Below are 16,875 nucleotides of genomic sequence, written 5' to 3'. Positions count from 1 at the left end.
GCACTCTGATTCTTAGTGGTCTTTTTTTTGGTCATTTTCATAGGTGATAGTTTTAATACCTATTTTTAATTTCATAGGAGCAACGTCTAGCACGACATATTAAAACGTACATAGAATAACTAGAAACTATTTGCTAAGGAAGGATGATTTTATGGAGGAATGGGAGATAAATAGAAATAATACAGTTTCCAGCATAGGAGTCGTTGGTTTGGGGTATGTAGGACTACCTCTTGCATTGACTCTTATAAAAAAGGGACTTGAGGTTAAAGGAATTGATAATGATAAAAGGAAAATAGATAATTTAAAAAAAGGCAAAAGCTATTTAACAGATGTTGGAGACAAAACTATTCAAGAGGCAATTGCAACAAATAGATTCACAGCATCGACAGATTTTTCTTTGTTATCTTCTGTAAAAGCTATTATTATTTGTGTTCCAACACCATTAGATAATCTCCATAATCCAGATTTAACCTATTTACAAAGTGCTGGGTTTGAGATAAGTAAGTATCTTCAGCGGGATCAACTAATTATTTTAGAAAGCTCCACCTACCCTGGAACAACAAAAGAAGTATTAGTCCCTATTCTTGAAAAAGGAGGCTTAAAGGTCGGTAATGACTTTTTTGTTGGTTATTCTCCAGAAAGAATAGACCCTGGAAATCACCAACTAGGAATGCACGAAATACCAAAGATTATCAGTGGAGTTACTGATAATTGCTTAGAGAGAGTCTACAATCTATATCAGCTGATTTTTACTAAACTCGTAAAAGTAACCAGTACAGAAATCGCAGAACTTACTAAACTAGTAGAAAATGCCCACCGACTTATTAATATTTCGTTTATAAATGAGTTAGCGATTATATGTGACTCGCTAAATGTTAATATATGGGAGGTTATTCGGGCGGCTAGTACAAAACCTTTTGGTTTTACGGCATATTATCCTGGACCGGGGATTGGTGGTCATTGTATCCCAGTAGATCCCTTATATTTACAATGGAAGGCAAGGCAATTTGGTATAGAGAGTGAATTTATTAACATGGCTTTGTCCGTCAATAGACATTCATCAAAATATGTTGTAGAAAGAGTATCAGAAATCCTTCATCAACAATTTAAGAACTTAGAAAAAGCCAATGTTTTGATATATGGTGTCACCTATAAGCGGGATGTTAATGATGTTAGGGAATCCCCAGTTTTTCAGATTATACACTTACTTCAGCAAAAGGGAATACGTGTATCCTATCATGATCCGTACATCCCGGAGATAATGGTTGATGGGGTACCAATGTATAGTAGAGAATTGACTGAACAAAATTTACAAGAGGCTGATTGTGTCTTGATCTTTTCCGATCACTCGATCATTCCTGTTCAGAAAATACTAGACTATGCACCATTAATCTTTGATACAAGAAATGTCACTGAAGGAATGAAAGGAAAGGCAAAGGTTTTTAGATTAGGAGGAGGAATTGTATGAAAATACTAGTGACAGGTGGAGCTGGGTTTATTGGTTCACATCTTGTAGATAGATTATTGAAGATGGGACATGAAGTGACTAGCGTGGATAACTTATCAACAGGTAATATGGATTTTCATAAAGAGATTCATGGGAACCCAAACTTCCGATTTATCCAAGGAACTGTGTTCGAGAAGGAATTAATAAAGAAACTTGTAGATGAATGTGATGTCATTTTCCATTTAGCTGCGGTATTAGGGGTAAAGAATACGGTTGAAAACCCGCTGCATGTTATCCAAGGAAACATTGAAGGAACCCAAGTTGTATTGGAGCAAGCGTATATACAAAAAAAGAAGGTGGTATTTTCTTCTACGTCAGAGATATATGGAAAGAACTTGGAACTTCCTTACCGTGAGGATTCATCTCGTGTTTTGGGACCAACAACGACGGATCGGTGGTGCTATGCGACTGCAAAAGCATTAGATGAGCATCTTTGCTTTGCCTATGCACGTAAAGGTTTGCCTGTATCCATTGTGCGCTACTTTAATATATATGGTCCTCGGGCTATCGCTACACAATATGGGGGAGTCATTCCAAGATTTATCGTTTCGGCATTGAAAAATGAGCCTATCACCGTTTATGGAACAGGAGAGCAAACACGCTGTTTTACGTATAAAGATGATGCTGTAGACGGAACCATTCTATGTATGGACATGAAGCACAATAATCAAGTGTTTAATATTGGTACTGAACACCAAATATCAATTACCCAACTTGCTGAATTGATTAAGGATTTGACTAATTCACAGTCCCCTATCATTTATATCCCTTATGAGGAAGCATATGGCTTAGGTTATGAGGATTCACCGATGCGGGTACCAGATTTAACAAAAGCAAGACAAGTTCTTGGGTACTCTCCATCCATTAAAATTGAGGATGGATTAAAGAAAACCATTAATTGGTACAGGAAGAATTATAAGTTTACCTAACTCAAAATTTTGAATCTCATAAGAGAGGAGAAGGTCATGAACAATCTTAAACGAAATATGAATAAAAAGCTGGCTGTTGTTATACCGGCCATGAATGAGGAGGATAAGATCGGAAGAGTTCTCTATGAAGTGAAGCGCTTAAGCCCAGAGTTTATTATTGTGGTTGTCAACGGTTCAAATGACGAGACGGGGAATATTGCAAGTTCTCAAGGTGCACAAGTTCTTGAATTTGAAGAACCGTTAGGAAACGATGTAGGTCGGGCTCTTGGGGCCATGCAGGTGGAAGCTGATATCTATCTGTTTCTGGATGCGGATATTATTATTCCTGCAGAGGATCTGCTCCCATTTGTTTCAGATATTGAATCAGGGGTTGATATGGCTTTAAATGCCATCGATTGGGTAGCAAGGCATCCTCGTCCCCATGCCCCGGCTATTGACCGTTATTTTATTAATATGGTGCAGCGAAGAAGAGATCTTGGATTGGAAAATGTACTCACAATACCTCATGCATTTAGTAAGAAGGCATTGGCTACCATGGGGATTAAAGCATTAGCTAATCCCCAATTAGCCAACGCCATTGCGATAAGCAAGAATTTAAATATAAAAATCTCTAATGACATTAACGTGCTTAAAATGAACAAAAAGCGTGCCAATCATACGGCAAAAAAAGGTGAAGTCATGTCAGAAGCCTATCAGCGGATGCATGGGGATACAGTGGAAGCATGCTATTATCTATTGGAGACATATGGAAGTAGAGGGGGTTACTCAAACGGAAACCGTAAAAACCAATATTACGAGGAATATAAAGATAAGGGATTGAAGAACGTTAACAATAGGATTCCTGTAGAGGTATCTATTATTCTATCCATTTCTGACTACTCCGTTTATTTACGACACCTAATTGATAACATTATCCACGACAATTTTGAAATTATTCCCATTGTCCATGGAGCCTCGGAAAAGATTAGAGCTTACCTCCATTCTTGTAATTTGGATTTTATTGATATTCCTGAATATATTGGGCATGATACAGCCTTTGCCATAGGGGCTGAAATCGCTAATGGTGAACAACTAATTTTCCATGATACAGCGATCCCCATTGACCAATACGAACTAGTTCCCTTTATCCAAAGATTGAAGAAAAAGGAAGCAGATATTGTTATCAACAATCAAAATATTCTTGATGACGATGATACAGAAGAAATACATTATGTTGGAAAGCTTGAGAGCATGCATCCCGTCCACATTGGTAACTATTTTCTTAATATTACAATCGGAAAGAACGATTTAACGATCTCTTCCCCGATTGTCGTTCCTTATGGAATGACACGTAAAGCTTTAGATTTAATTGGTCCACATAGTCTGATTAATCCCTGTCTACTTCATATGAAAGCTGCCCACATGAATCTAACAGTTGCAACTGCGGGGGAGGTCGATATTAAAGGGAGGATTAATGAGAGCGTAGTACCTGTAATTTTGAATCATGACCGAATTTTGGGTGATTTTATGGAAGCTCTCGCTTATTGGACTTCAATCTATGGGCCTCGTGGGAACTTTTTTGATGGAAGGAGAAAAAGACATCTCCTTGGAGAATCAGATGGATACTATAAAATTGATCCCTTTTTAAATGTAAAAGAGTTTAAACTGAATGATAAGCTGGCAAGTAAGAATGAAGAAGTGAGGTTAAAAGATTCGGAACCTATTCATGTTGAACACCAGAATAATAGAGGAAATGACCAAGAACAGTTCAAACATCATTTGGTTAAAATCATTATTGAACAGCTGGAATTAGTTAAGCAAATTTATTCCCCAGAAGAATATGAAAAAGTTCTCCGTGAACACTTGAATGACCAACTACCTCTTCATGAGTATTATCTGATCGGCAAAATGCTATTAAATCATTATCAAGAACATCGACAGAAGGCAAACTTTGATTTGTGGTGGCACTCCATGTATCAAAAGTACAGGAACTATCCACCTTTATTGTTAGAATTACAATATTTAAAAGAAAATGAAAGAGAATTAGAGGAGTGATTTTATGAAAAGAAGTATACAGTTAATAAACCTTCCTATCTTAACTATTACGGACGGAAGTCTCCTTGGTAAAGTCAAGGGGTTAATCATAAATCCAGACCGTTTTTCAGTTGATTTTCTTAGTCTTGAACAAGAAAATCGGCAAGGCGGTATTAAGGTCGTCCCATTTAACAACGTGGTTGGCATTGGCGATTATGCAGTTATGGTAGAGCAGAGTGAATTGGATATCTCTTATAATATGATCAACCAATTAGTTAGTAAGAAAGTTCAAATCATAGGTACAGATGTGATTACAGAAAAAGGGAACTATATAGGTGAAGTCACAGAGTACATGATTAATGAAGATTCAGGTAAGTTGGAACAGCTCGCTATATTATCAGGTAACCAGGAAGAAATAATCACGTTTGAACAGGTCATTTCGATTGGAAAGGAACGAGTAATCGTTAGTGAGGAAGCTAAGCCAAAAAAAGTACTTCATAAAACCGAAGTGGCGGTAAATACCTCAGAAACTAGCAATATAGACACAGCGAATGACTTAAAGAAAAAAGTAGAAAAGTTAAGAGATAAACAATTAAAGCTTTTGGAAGGAAAGACCGTGACTAAGAATATTTATAGCAATTCAGGGAACTTGCTTATGTCTCAAGGTACAGTATTGACAGAGGATAATATCCTATCTGTAATGGATGAAGGACCGAGTGTATTTATTGATCTTTCTATGAATGTTAAAGAGTGAAAATAAATTAGATTAGAACATTACTTTAGGTGTTTCTTATTGTATTAAAGGAAGATACAGAAGAAAAATGGGCGTAAATATTGATACATTACCAATAACCCAACAGTTACGTGAATTAGGTAATGGGAGATGCCTTTTTAAAAAGCTTAAGCTATTAAACAAAAGCTACCTTAAATTTTAGACGATAAGATCGTTACGATGAACCCTACCATACCGTAAATACTATTATAAATAAACTCCGTGAGAAATCACAGGGGTTTATTTGTCAGACATAAACATTCTTATGCGGTAATAGTCGCAGCGCCAGCCCAATGACTATCTATTTGGTAGTAGTTTTGACTTGAGTCTCAAGCCCTTTAAAGGGTAACAGTAGAGTGGTTGATTATGTTTCCATGATGAAAGACTGACTTTTTTAGGATAATAGTAATAAAAAAACATGATTTTTACGAAATTCGACAAAAAAACCATATTGTCAATAGGTAATTTAACCCTTATACTAAAAATAGATTCCGAATTTAAAAAAAATATTAAAAATTTCGAAAAAGGCAAACTAGCTGAAAGGTTGGGGCGCAAAACCACAGATCTAAGGATTAATCTATAATCTAAGATGGCTGGGTTACCGAATGGCAGAGGGGCTATTCTATTCAATCTAGGTAGCCCCTTGTTTATTGTCAACAACCAAGAAAGAGCATAGAACCTTAAAAATAAAGGGGGCATATAGGAGGAATAAATATTGAAGTTGGACAAGCTTTAATACAAAAAACAGATTGTTTGGAGGCTTTAAGAAATGAAGATGAAAAAATTATTATCAAGTATTTTAACGGTATCTTTATTGTTAGGGGGAGTAACCGTTTCAGCAAAGGTGAACCCTGTATATCATCATGTTATCGAGGAGAAAACAGCTGAATATATTGTGGGGATAAAAGCTAACCAAGAAGGAGTAAAAGAGGAAGTCCTGAAATTAGGTGGCAATATTTTAGAAGAATGGAAGTTTATTAATTCCTTAGTTGTTGAGCTAGAACCTAATCAAGTAGAAAAGATTAAGAGTTTAGCAGGGGTTGCTTTTGTGAATGAAAATGCGGAAGTCATTGAAACATCAAAAACCTCCACAAAACTTGATCCAAAGGTTATTCAAAATGCTTACAATACAGCAGTAGCGGCAGAAAAAGTATGGTCAAAGGGTTATAAGGGCGAAGGGGTAACTGTTGCAGTTGTGGATAGCGGATTACTCAATGAGAGTAATTCAACAGATTTTAAAGGAAGAATTGTTGCTGAAACAAAGACCTCCAGTAATGCGGCAAACATGGCTGACTTTTTTGGGCACGGAACCCATGTGGCAGGAATTATCGGTGGGGATGGCTCTGTAAGTGGAGGGAAATTCGTTGGAATAGCTCCAGGTGTTAATCTTGTTAATGTGAAAATCAGTGATGACAAAGGGATGTCAAGCGAACAGGACCTAGTTAAAGGTCTTGAGTGGATTTATAACAATAAGGATAAATACAATATACGTGTTGTAAATATTTCAAGTCAAATAGGACAGCAACAAAGCTATAAAGAAAGTGCAACAGCAGCTGCAGTGGAAGTATTATGGAAGGCAGGAGTGGTTGTTGTTGTATCTTCAGGGAATAAGGGTGGAACAGATTGCTCAGTCTGTTATGCTCCTGCAAATGACCCATTTGTCATTACAGTAGGTGCAGTGGACGATGTTGGAACAAAGGATATTAATGATGACCATATGAAGAGTTGGTCAGCTAACGGGATCACACTAGATGGACATTCAAAACCAGAGGTTGTTGCACCGGGTTCTGAGATTGTTTCATATATGCCAAAAGGAACCATCCGTGATATTAAGCCGGAAAATATCGTTGATAAGAGTTATTTTAAAATGGGTGGAACATCGATGGCTGCTCCGGTGGTTAGTGGTGTTGTCGCATTGATGCTTCAAGTGAACCCAGACCTTACACCAGATCAAGTGAAATGGATTCTTAAAAATACAACAAGAACTTATAAAGAACAGCCTGAGGGAACACCGGGAATTATTACTGCTGATGCAGCAACGTTTTTTAACTTATCTAATGTGCCTAGTGATGTTACACAAAACCATGCTATGTCTCCATTATTAGACCCATTAGCCGATGCAGATGGCTCGTTCTCTAATATCTCATGGTCGAATATCTCATGGTCAAATATCTCATGGTCAAATATCTCATGGTCAAACATTTCTTGGTCAAATAACTTCGATTATTAAAATAAAGCGCCTCCTCTAATAAAAAGAGGAGGCGTCTAAATGATAGCAAATTTAAAAGGGCAATCAAAAAGAGGTGAAGAATATGAAAAAGAAACACCCGTTGAGAACGTACGTTTTTACTTGGGCGTGTAACTTGATAGCGTTAACAATTACTATATTTCATTGGGGTGAAGGAGAGTCACTAACAGAATTCGTTAACTACACAACTATAATTTGGCTTATTTTAATTTGTTTGGCACGTCACGGTGGTTTGTTTAATTTTGTAGACTCAAAAATATCAGCTGGACTTGCTTGTGTAGTTGAGTTTGCGGCTCTTGTGGTTTTACCCTTTCCTCTTTTTGCTCTTAGTATATTGGTTTCCTGTGTGGTAATAATAGCTGACCGAATAAGAAAAAGACATCCAGAACCATTTTTAGGTCCTGATATCAATGCATCTAACGTTATCATAAGCGGTTTTATAGGGATGTCTGTATTTCAAGTCACAACGGAAATGTTTCCGGACTCAGAATTCTTTTTTTCCATTGCGTTGTTTGTAATGGCTAGCTTATATGGTACTTTTCAAATACTAATTGTAAACACTTTAATATGTCTGGATGAAAAGATAAGTTGGTTAAGGGGTCCTGCCATTCAAAAAAGCACGGTCCTTACAGAAGGTATTTTAGTTATTACAGGGTCATTGTTAGCAGTAACGTACTTATATAATTCTTATTTGTTACTATTTTTTATCATTCCAGCCTTGTTACTGCAGAAGTTACTGCAAAATGCTAACAAAGCCCAACTTATTTATATTGATGAAAAAACAGGGATATATAATTATAGATATTTTGATGAGAAAATAAATGAACAATTCTTAAAGTCTAAAAGGCAAGGTGAAGACCTTTCATTGATATTTGGTGATATGGATTATTTGCGTGATATTAATAATAATTACGGTCATTCATTAGGTGATGAAGCAATTTCAGCGATTGGTCAGGTCTTTAAAAAAGGTCAGGAAGGGAAGTATATTTCTGCGCGATTTGGTGGAGAAGAGTTTGTCATGATCCTTCCAGAGACTGATATTGTTAGAGCTAAGCAAGTGGCGGAGGAAATTAGAAAAGAGGTTGAACATCTAGATTTAAAAGCAGCAAGCGAAGAAAAAGTATCTCTTACAATTAGTTTAGGAGTTGCAAGCTATCCTAAGGATGCTCGAGATATCCAAACACTCATACAATTTGCGGATGAGGCACTATATGAAGCAAAGAGATTGGGGAGAAATCGTGTTTGCCAGTATTCCGATGACTTTAAAGAATTAAGTATTGAGCAGGGGAGGGGAAATGATGTCAAAGTCAATTAAACTATATATTCTTATTCTTATTTTACTTTGTATTTCATTTTCTTCATACTGGTTTTCAGAATCACCCATTCGTATTGAGTCACTTCCATTCTTTATTCTACTTATGATATTGGCGGAAGCTTACAGGGTCCCAGTTTTTATATATGGTTCTCAAGAGCAAGTGAAAATATCCTGGTCCTTAGTCGTCTCTATTTCTGTTTTGATAGGTACAGGGATTAGCGAGGCAATTATTATTAATGTTATAGGTGCAATTACTTGCTCTATATATCCAAAGCGTTTACCACTAATAAAAACTCTATATAATATTGGTTCATACGTCTTATCTATCACATTAGCTTATTCAATCTACGTAAATATAGTAAATATTGTTCCTTCTAAAATTTCTAGTACCTTGATGGCTCTATTTTTCATACCCATTTTATATTTATTAGCAAATTGGTCAATAAATATTATCCTGCTTAAACTAGTTACAAAGAATAAATTTACAACGATTTTATTCGATTTGCTTGGCTCCCAGTTACATCACTTTATACTTTTTGCATTTATCGGGGGCATACAGGGCTATTTTTACAAGGAGAATGGTGCTGAATCGTTAATACTAACATTAATTCTAATTGGTGTTCTACTTTACAGTTTCAAGAAAACGGCAGAGAATGCAAATACTAGAATACTTGAGTTAGAGGAAAGTAATCGAGTATCTAAAGAACTTGCCGCGGAGATTGATAAAACGTTAGAACAATTTATTCATACCCTTACTGCAACAGTGGATGCACGTGATCCTTATACATATGGCCATTCGTTACAGGTGTCGAACTATGCACTGGCATTAGCAACAGAATTAAGGTTACCAGACGAAGAGATTGAGACGATAAGGATTGCCGGTCTGTTACACGATATTGGGAAAATTTCAATACCTGAAAGTATCTTGTTTAAAGAGGGAAGACTATCGGAAGAGGAGTATCACATAATGAAGGGCCATGCCGCTATAGGGGAGGAAATCTTATCAGATATTCCGAAGTTGGCAGACGTGGCAAAGTTAGTTGGTATGCACCATGAAAGATATAATGGGTCAGGGTATCCAAGAAACCTAAAAGGAGAAGAATTTCCTATAGGTGCACATATTCTAGGTGTTTCCGATACATTAGATGCAATCATTTCAAACCGTTCTTATAAGGATGAACGCACGGTTGAAGATGCAATGCGCGAATTTGATCGCTTCAAGGGTATACTTTTTCACCCGTTGGTAGTTGATGCGCTGTTTAGCTTAAGGGAAAGATTGGGTGAAGAACCTTTTAAAAATTCAGCTAGATTGGTAGAGAACTCTGATTATGTAGGTAAAGTTAAATCAAACAGGGGTTTTAGTACAATTTACAAAAAGGCTCGTTTGAGTAGGGTAAAATAGTTTTTTAAATGGTAGAAATGGGCGACAGAAGTGCCTTATTTGTAAGGTGGTTAATATTTTGACTGCTCAATAAGTGGATTGCGTTAATGAATTTGGACACTTTAGTAAAGAGAAATATTTCAATTTGGGTGAATTCACTTATGGTTTCAAGACGACACTTATTATTTAATCTAACCATAATGATTGTTCCTTGGTTATAGTTAACATTTATAGGTAAGTAGAATATCAAACGATATACTTTCGCGAGTGGTATTATATGTATATTTGAACTGCCAATTGTTAGCATCTAAATATTAGAGATACAGTTTTTGATATGCCTAAACACTCGTTTAAGTAAAAATAAAGAAAGAACTGCTCAAACCGAATACACTAAAAAACTAGGTGATAGAAAAGCATAATTTCATTGAACTCTACGAGAAGAAGGTATACTAATAAACTATATAAATTACAGAGGATTAAAAGCTTTCCTCATACTACTTACATATATTGTTACAATTGGAAAATACTATACATCATTCGTAAGAGAATGGACTGATTCTCCAATGAGAATAGCAGACAGCAAGAGTGTCACTATACAAGGGTTGAAATCAAGGTGACGTTAAAATACATAAAGACCATCATTGAACAAGATAAAATTCAAACCCTCCTGGTAAAACCATTTTTTGAGCTAAAGGACATTAGTCATTATCAAAGTATCTTAAATCTGTGATCGAGATTTCCCCACATAGTTGTATAGCTACATGACCTTTTGCTAAGAGGAGGTCCCTTTCTTCCTCTGAAGAAACCGTTTTAGTTGATTAATTCTTTTTAGTAACATCGAGCCACTTCATATTTATTTAGCGCTGCTAGTTGCCCTAGCTTCCGAATGATTGAATGCGCTGGAACCGTTCATGCCGTGGTCTTCATCATTGCCGGCCACCTGCCACGGATCGTAATCTTTAATATCTTACTCTGGCTTCCATCTTACTGCTAGGTGGGGCCTATCTGACGTTCATTTCTAACCTCGTAACGGAGCGCGGAAAATTGCCCCAGGTATGATAAGTGGAGATTCATTACTACTAAACCTATTGACGTGGAGTCGACCTCCGCTGATAATTATTGATATACCGTTAAGATACTACTTCAAATTCAGGGTATTAGCTTTTTCGTTGTGTTACCTATTCTATTTATGAAGGAGGCGCTCAATGTGAGTCGTAATATCAATATTATAAAACGAAACGACGTGAAGATAACAGGATTTGGCGATAAGCCCATTATCTTTGCTCCAGGCTTCGGCTGTGATCAGAGGATGTGGAGGTATGTCACTCCGGCTTTTAAAAAAGATTATCGAATTATTACCTTCGATTACGTAGGTGCAGGAAAGACCGATCTTCGGTTCTATGACTCTACAAAATACAGTCAACTCTCGGGTTATGCCCAAGACTTAATAGATGTTCTTGCTGCTCTCCAATTGCAAGAAGCTATTTTCGTAGGACACTCGGTTAGCAGTATGATCGGACTGATTGCTTCTATACAGGATCCCAAGTATTTTGAACGTCTAATTATGATCGGACCCTCCCCGTGTTATATTAATGATCCTCCTGACTACGCTGGCGGTTTTGAAATAAGTGCTCTCGAAGGTCTCGTTGATATGATGGAGAAAAACTATATCCAGTGGGCAAACCAATTCGCGCCTATGATCATGAAAAATGTGGATCGCCCCAATTTGTCCGAAGAATTGGAGGAAAGTTTCTGTTCGACAGATCCGAATATCGCCGTCAACTTTGCAAGGGCGACCTTCTTCTCCGATAACCGTAAGGATCTTTCGAAAGCGACCGTTCCGTCGCTTGTTTTGCAGTGCACTGATGATGCGATCGCCCCCACAGAAGTAGGCGAATATATACATCACCGTATGCCAGGCAGCGAAATTCGATTTATGAAAGCGACGGGACACTGTCCTCATTTGAGTCATCCTGAGGAAACAGCAGCACTGATTAAAGACTACCTTTCAAAGTTGCAAGATATATGAACATAGATATAAATCAGATGCCATGTGGATTTTTATCACTGTCCGCAGACGGAATCATTCAGTCGATTAATGATAAACTCTTGGATTGGATCATTGCAGAGCGCAGTAATACTGAGGGGCGGCAAGTGGATGCAATTCTAACGGAGTCAAGCAAGATTTTTTACCAAGTTTATATTTATCCTATGATGAAGATGCATGGCAAAGTGGAGGAGATGTACTTCTCTTTGAAATCCGGCGACGGGTCTGAAGTGCCAGTCCTTTTTAATGGAGTATGCTGCGAACGGGACGGAGTGATTGTCTTTGATTGTATCCTTATCAGAACAGTGAATAGACACAAACTAGAACATGAGCTCCTTCTTTCGAAGAAAGCGGCGCAGCAGGCCAAGCAATCGATCGTTGAATCGGCAATTGACGCCATTATTTTGGCAAATCAAAGAATGAAAATTATAGCGTGGAACAAAGCGGCAGAGGAGCTCTTCGGCTATTACGAACAAGAAGCCATCGGGCAAGATATGGAGATCATTGTTCCTGAGCATCTCATAGAAACGTACCGTCGAGGTGTGGAGCGTCTCTGTGCAACAGGACAAACAATGGCGATTGGACGAATGGTTGAATTGAGTGGACTTCGAAAAGACGGCACGGAGTTCCCTGCGGAAATTTCTCTTAACTGTTGGCAAACGAATGGCGAATATTACTGGAGCGCGATCATACGCGATATCACAGAAAGGAAAAAGACCCAGGAGCTTCTTTTGAATTCGGAGAAACTGAGCCTAGCGGGTCAGCTTGCTGCGAGCATCGCCCATGAAATTCGCAATCCTTTAACGGCGATCAAGGGATTTCATCAATTGATGGAATCAGAGGGTAACGGAAATCCTTACTATTTTGAAATTTTGACAGATGAAATGAATCGAATTGAACTCATTTTAAACGAGTTATTGCTTCTTGCAAAACCGCAAGCTAAGCAATTAAAGCAAGTAAATTTAAGAGCCTTGCTTGAGCAGGTTTGCATACTTATGGAATCACAGATGCATTTACATAATATTGAAGTAGAAGTGAAGTGCGAACAAAATGTCCCGACTTTCATTCAATGCAATGAAAATCAAATGAAGCAAATATTTATCAATTTTCTTAAAAACGCGATAGAAGCGATGCCAAATGGTGGACAAGTAATAATAATGGCTAACAACATCGATGGGGATAGTGTTCTCTTACGCATTATTGACCAGGGTGAAGGCATTCCCGAAGGCAGACTTAAGAGAATTGGGGAACCATTTTATACAACAAAAGAAAAGGGAACAGGGTTAGGGCTTATGGTTTGTCGTAAAATCATTGAAGATCATCAAGGATCGTTAAATATCACAAGTAGATTGAACAAAGGAACCACGGTTGAGGTGCTCTTGCCATTGGGGGAAAAGCCGCAAAACGATGTTCCATCAGTGAACTAGTTGCTTGGTGAAATTTAAAGAAAGCTATTCATATAATGAAAAAAATAACGAGCAAAGAATGTGCCTATTTTTTTGCCGAATCGCTAGGTGGACCCTGCTTCCTGTCGGCGGGCGGCTTCTAGACGAAATACGCGAGACACGACTCTCAGAAGGATTTTATGCCCACATTGCATTCGGAAACACACTCTGCCAAGCGGGGTGTGTTTTATTTCGGATTTCCAAAGGTTTTCTCAAGTTTGTGTTAAAACTACAGCCTATTTTTTCTTCGATAGCCGCGCTACGAAGAACCGCATCAAAAGTTAGGTATTTGAAGAATTTAAACTAAAGCAATCCGAAGTATTCTTGAAAATTAACTAACAATGCTGCGCAGTACAAGGATTCTTGTTATCAAATAATCAAGTGAGGCGATCACTCTTTTTAGGGTGGTCTTTTGTCGTATTAGACTCTTACTGTGCAGCAAAGATATTAATGTTTGGGTGACACTGTAAAAGAATGTACTTAAGCTCCCATGAGGATTTTCATTCTGATATTTGCGGGAAATGGGAATACGCGCAACTATTCATTTTTTTTAAAAGGGAATTGCGCTGACATGTAGATTTATAGTTTGTAATATAGAATGGATCAAGAGACTAGGTTCTTTTAAGGATACTGATACCTAAGCTTTCAAATCTTCGTATGGAATGACGAACAATAGATTGCTGTCTTTGTTTATCAAAGTAATATTCTCCTAGATTTCTCCTTTTTCCTCAGACAAAGTATTTAATAACATTGGTGATATAGACAAAATTTATATTGAACTTACTAGAGAAGGTGACAATCTATACACCTACGATAGCGTACCAATAGATATTATTCGGTTATTATAGTAGTACTAACGGAGAGCATTAGTTGAAGAACTGGATTGTACGGCGACTTTTTCTAACTGTGCTACAATCGCAGGTTTGTTGAAGAAAATGGCTTAAAATCAAACTTAACGCAAAGCTTATGTAAATTCAAACGCACAATTTGAAAATGTCTAAATTGTGCGTCCTAAATGTACTGTTAAGTTTAACATCAGTTAGGATTCAGAGTGAGTTTAATAAACTTATACCGTAATTATAACTTTTCCTTGAGCGTGACCTCCTTGATAATATTCGAAAGCCCTAGGTAATTCACATAATTTAAACCTTTTGTCAATAATTGGTTTTATTATGCCGTTTTCAAGTAACTTTTTTATATAATTTAGATCATTTTGGTTTGCTCTTTGTAATAGGTTACTCATTTTTTTGTTTCCAGTCATTGAAATAAAAGGTCCTATAACTAAAGTTTGAAACATTTGGGATTCGGATCCTCCAACGTGGACAAAATTCCCATTTTGTTTTAATGCTCGTTTATAAGCTGAAATAGAATTAGAACCGTTCACACCGAGGATTAAATCATAACATTCCTTGTTTTGTGTAAAATCCTCCTTTGTATAATCGATAATATGGTCTGCACCTATCGAATGCAATATCTCTAAATTTCTTGTACTACATACACCAGTTACCTCAGCCCCAAATGATTTAGCAATTTGTACTGCAAAAGTACCCACACCACCAGAGGCTCCATAAATTAATACTTTTTGTCCAGATTTAATTTTACCTTTATCCCGTAGTCCCTGTAAGGCAGTCACTCCAGCCATAGGTGTGGCAGCAGCTTCTTCGAAGGAGATATTGGTTGGTTTTAAGGCTAAAGCATATTCGGGGACAGTTACATATTCAGCAAAACCACCCCAGCCGCACACTGAAAGATCTCCAAATACTTCATCACCAACTTTAAATAACTTAACGTTTCTTCCAACACCTTCAACTATACCTGCAATATCACCTCCCGGTATGGAGTATTTTGGTTTCAATAGTCCGAAAGCAAAACGTACTAAGAAGGGTTTGCCTTTTAAAAGAACCAAGTTACCAAAGTTCAGGGATGCAGTATGAACTTTAACCAATACCTCATTCTCATTAGGTAAAGGTTTTTTTACCTCTTTTAATTCAAGTACATCAGGTGAGCCGTATTTATTACAAACTATAGCCTTCATAAATATCTCTCCATTCCTTTAGTTTTTACACAAATACCTTCAAAGAAAGTGGTGACGAGGTATTATATAATTATTTAAGTAATACGAATAACCGTAAAAAAAGATTCAAATAAAAATTATAAGTCTGGATTAAAAAACAACAAAACGCATACTATTATGTGAAATATTGTACTTACCCAAAAGGGGCTTATCTTAAAGAAGGGTAAGTCCCTCATGTGGAAGAAATTCGACGAAGTATGGTAGTTAAAGAAGGAATGAATAGATAGATCAAAAGAGAATACAAAAACAAATGATTTTAATGATTTAAAAAAATTGTCAAATGATAATTGTTAAACTACCGGGGGCGTTGATCCAAGATGGGATTGACACTATTATTATAGAATTTATTGCTAACGGTGAGTGTTTGTTAAACAAGATGAAAAACAAAAGATCCTTTTGCTACGTAGTACAAGGAAATTATGAAGGATGATCTTCAGCAAGAAGCGAGAGTGTTGAAGATTTAAAATAAATCGCAATGATAATATAACTTTCAAATAATAAGAAATTAGATAAACGGTTTTACAGCGAAGGCATATTTAGGTGCATTTATTTGTGAAGAATGTCTTAAATTAAATTAAATAATTTTACGAAAAGATACATGCATGTTCTGCAGGTTCTAGTTTCACCTTATATATACTATTTAACTAAGAGCAAAACCCAGTGAAAACTATCGAAATTAATTTGTACACAAACATTTTATTATGTTACAACCTATAGAGAGGTAACTATAATAGGAGGCTATATAAATGGAAGAAATTAAACAGTTATTATCTATGGCATTAAAGTCAAACAAAAAAGTAATTAAAGGCCAAGAATTCAGTGTTGAGGCACAATTAAATGGATTAGATGATTATATTAATCTTTATGCTAAAGGTGTTGTAGTGGCTGTATATGATGCAAATGACCAAGATTTGAATATACTCAACCATGACTATAGGAAAGTAGTTATATTTTTTGGTGAATGTCTGGAAGAAGAGGGTATGGAAGTATATATAGATGAGGGTTTAATGGATTGATGATTTTAGATAATGAGATCTTAAGTTTTATAATAATCTTCAGCAATTAAAGCGCTAGTGTTTAATTAATGTGCGTTTGACTCATACTGCGCAACAAGGATTAGTATAATTCCGGAAAAATTAAACAT

General features: G+C 36.7%; 11 protein-coding genes and 1 riboswitch. Of the genes, 10 read left to right on the top strand and 1 reads right to left on the bottom strand.

Going from position 1 to position 16,875, the window contains the following annotated elements:
• Nucleotides 1–151 precede the first annotated feature (151 nt).
• The 9 genes from BK579_RS19615 (at nucleotide 152) to BK579_RS19575 (ending at nucleotide 13,639) form a co-directional block, all read left to right on the top strand.
• A complete protein-coding gene (locus BK579_RS19615; protein ID WP_078548388.1) occupies nucleotides 152–1,468 on the top strand; it encodes a nucleotide sugar dehydrogenase in 1,317 nt (438 codons plus the stop codon).
• Nucleotides 1,465–2,436, top strand: a complete 972-nt coding sequence (locus BK579_RS19610; RefSeq protein WP_078548386.1) for an NAD-dependent epimerase/dehydratase family protein — start codon at nucleotides 1,465–1,467, stop codon at nucleotides 2,434–2,436. Before BK579_RS19615 ends, BK579_RS19610 begins: the two co-directional genes overlap by 4 nt.
• 36 nt (nucleotides 2,437–2,472) lie before the next feature.
• Nucleotides 2,473–4,470: a glycosyltransferase gene (locus BK579_RS19605; protein ID WP_078548384.1), complete on the top strand. Its 1,998-nt coding sequence runs from the start codon at nucleotides 2,473–2,475 to the stop codon at nucleotides 4,468–4,470.
• Nucleotides 4,471–4,474: 4 nt separating this feature from the next.
• Entirely contained in the window at nucleotides 4,475–5,203 is a 729-nt protein-coding gene (locus BK579_RS19600) for a PRC-barrel domain-containing protein (RefSeq protein WP_078548382.1), read from the top strand.
• Nucleotides 5,204–5,737: 534 nt separating this feature from the next.
• A riboswitch (cyclic di-GMP riboswitch) is annotated at nucleotides 5,738–5,827 on the top strand.
• A gap of 163 nt (nucleotides 5,828–5,990) precedes the next feature.
• The gene (locus BK579_RS19595; protein ID WP_235848479.1) at nucleotides 5,991–7,451 is read left to right on the top strand and encodes a S8 family peptidase; all 1,461 of its coding nucleotides are present in this window, start codon (nucleotides 5,991–5,993) and stop codon (nucleotides 7,449–7,451) included.
• Nucleotides 7,452–7,533: 82 nt separating this feature from the next.
• Nucleotides 7,534–8,784, top strand: coding sequence for a GGDEF domain-containing protein (locus BK579_RS19590; protein ID WP_078548380.1), 1,251 nt, complete (start codon nucleotides 7,534–7,536; stop codon nucleotides 8,782–8,784).
• Nucleotides 8,768–10,186 carry an HD-GYP domain-containing protein gene (locus tag BK579_RS19585; protein WP_169891188.1) on the top strand — a complete coding sequence of 473 codons (1,419 nt, stop codon included), beginning with the start codon at nucleotides 8,768–8,770 and terminating at the stop codon, nucleotides 10,184–10,186. Before BK579_RS19590 ends, BK579_RS19585 begins: the two co-directional genes overlap by 17 nt.
• 1,186 nt (nucleotides 10,187–11,372) lie before the next feature.
• The gene (locus BK579_RS19580; RefSeq protein ID WP_235848478.1) at nucleotides 11,373–12,194 is read left to right on the top strand and encodes an alpha/beta fold hydrolase; all 822 of its coding nucleotides are present in this window, start codon (nucleotides 11,373–11,375) and stop codon (nucleotides 12,192–12,194) included.
• Complete coding sequence (locus BK579_RS19575; protein WP_078548374.1) at nucleotides 12,191–13,639, top strand: PAS domain S-box protein; 1,449 nt, start codon at nucleotides 12,191–12,193, stop codon at nucleotides 13,637–13,639. Before BK579_RS19580 ends, BK579_RS19575 begins: the two co-directional genes overlap by 4 nt.
• 1,084 nt (nucleotides 13,640–14,723) lie before the next feature.
• On the opposite strand, the gene BK579_RS19570 is transcribed toward BK579_RS19575, so the two are convergent.
• Nucleotides 14,724–15,692 (bottom strand): NAD(P)-dependent alcohol dehydrogenase, encoded by a 969-nt coding sequence (locus tag BK579_RS19570; RefSeq protein ID WP_078548372.1) that lies wholly within the window; start codon nucleotides 15,690–15,692, stop codon nucleotides 14,724–14,726.
• A gap of 785 nt (nucleotides 15,693–16,477) precedes the next feature.
• On the opposite strand from BK579_RS19570, the gene BK579_RS19565 reads away from it, so the two are divergent.
• Nucleotides 16,478–16,747 carry a hypothetical protein gene (locus tag BK579_RS19565; RefSeq protein WP_078548370.1) on the top strand — a complete coding sequence of 90 codons (270 nt, stop codon included), beginning with the start codon at nucleotides 16,478–16,480 and terminating at the stop codon, nucleotides 16,745–16,747.
• The last annotated feature ends 128 nt before the right edge of the window (nucleotides 16,748–16,875 follow it).

This window comes from Litchfieldia alkalitelluris, from assembly GCF_002019645.1.
GTDB classification, from domain to species: Bacteria; Bacillota; Bacilli; order Bacillales; family Bacillaceae_L; genus Litchfieldia; species Litchfieldia alkalitelluris.
The sequence above is the reverse complement of the archived record's forward strand: the minus strand, read 5'-3'. Positions and strand labels throughout refer to the sequence as shown.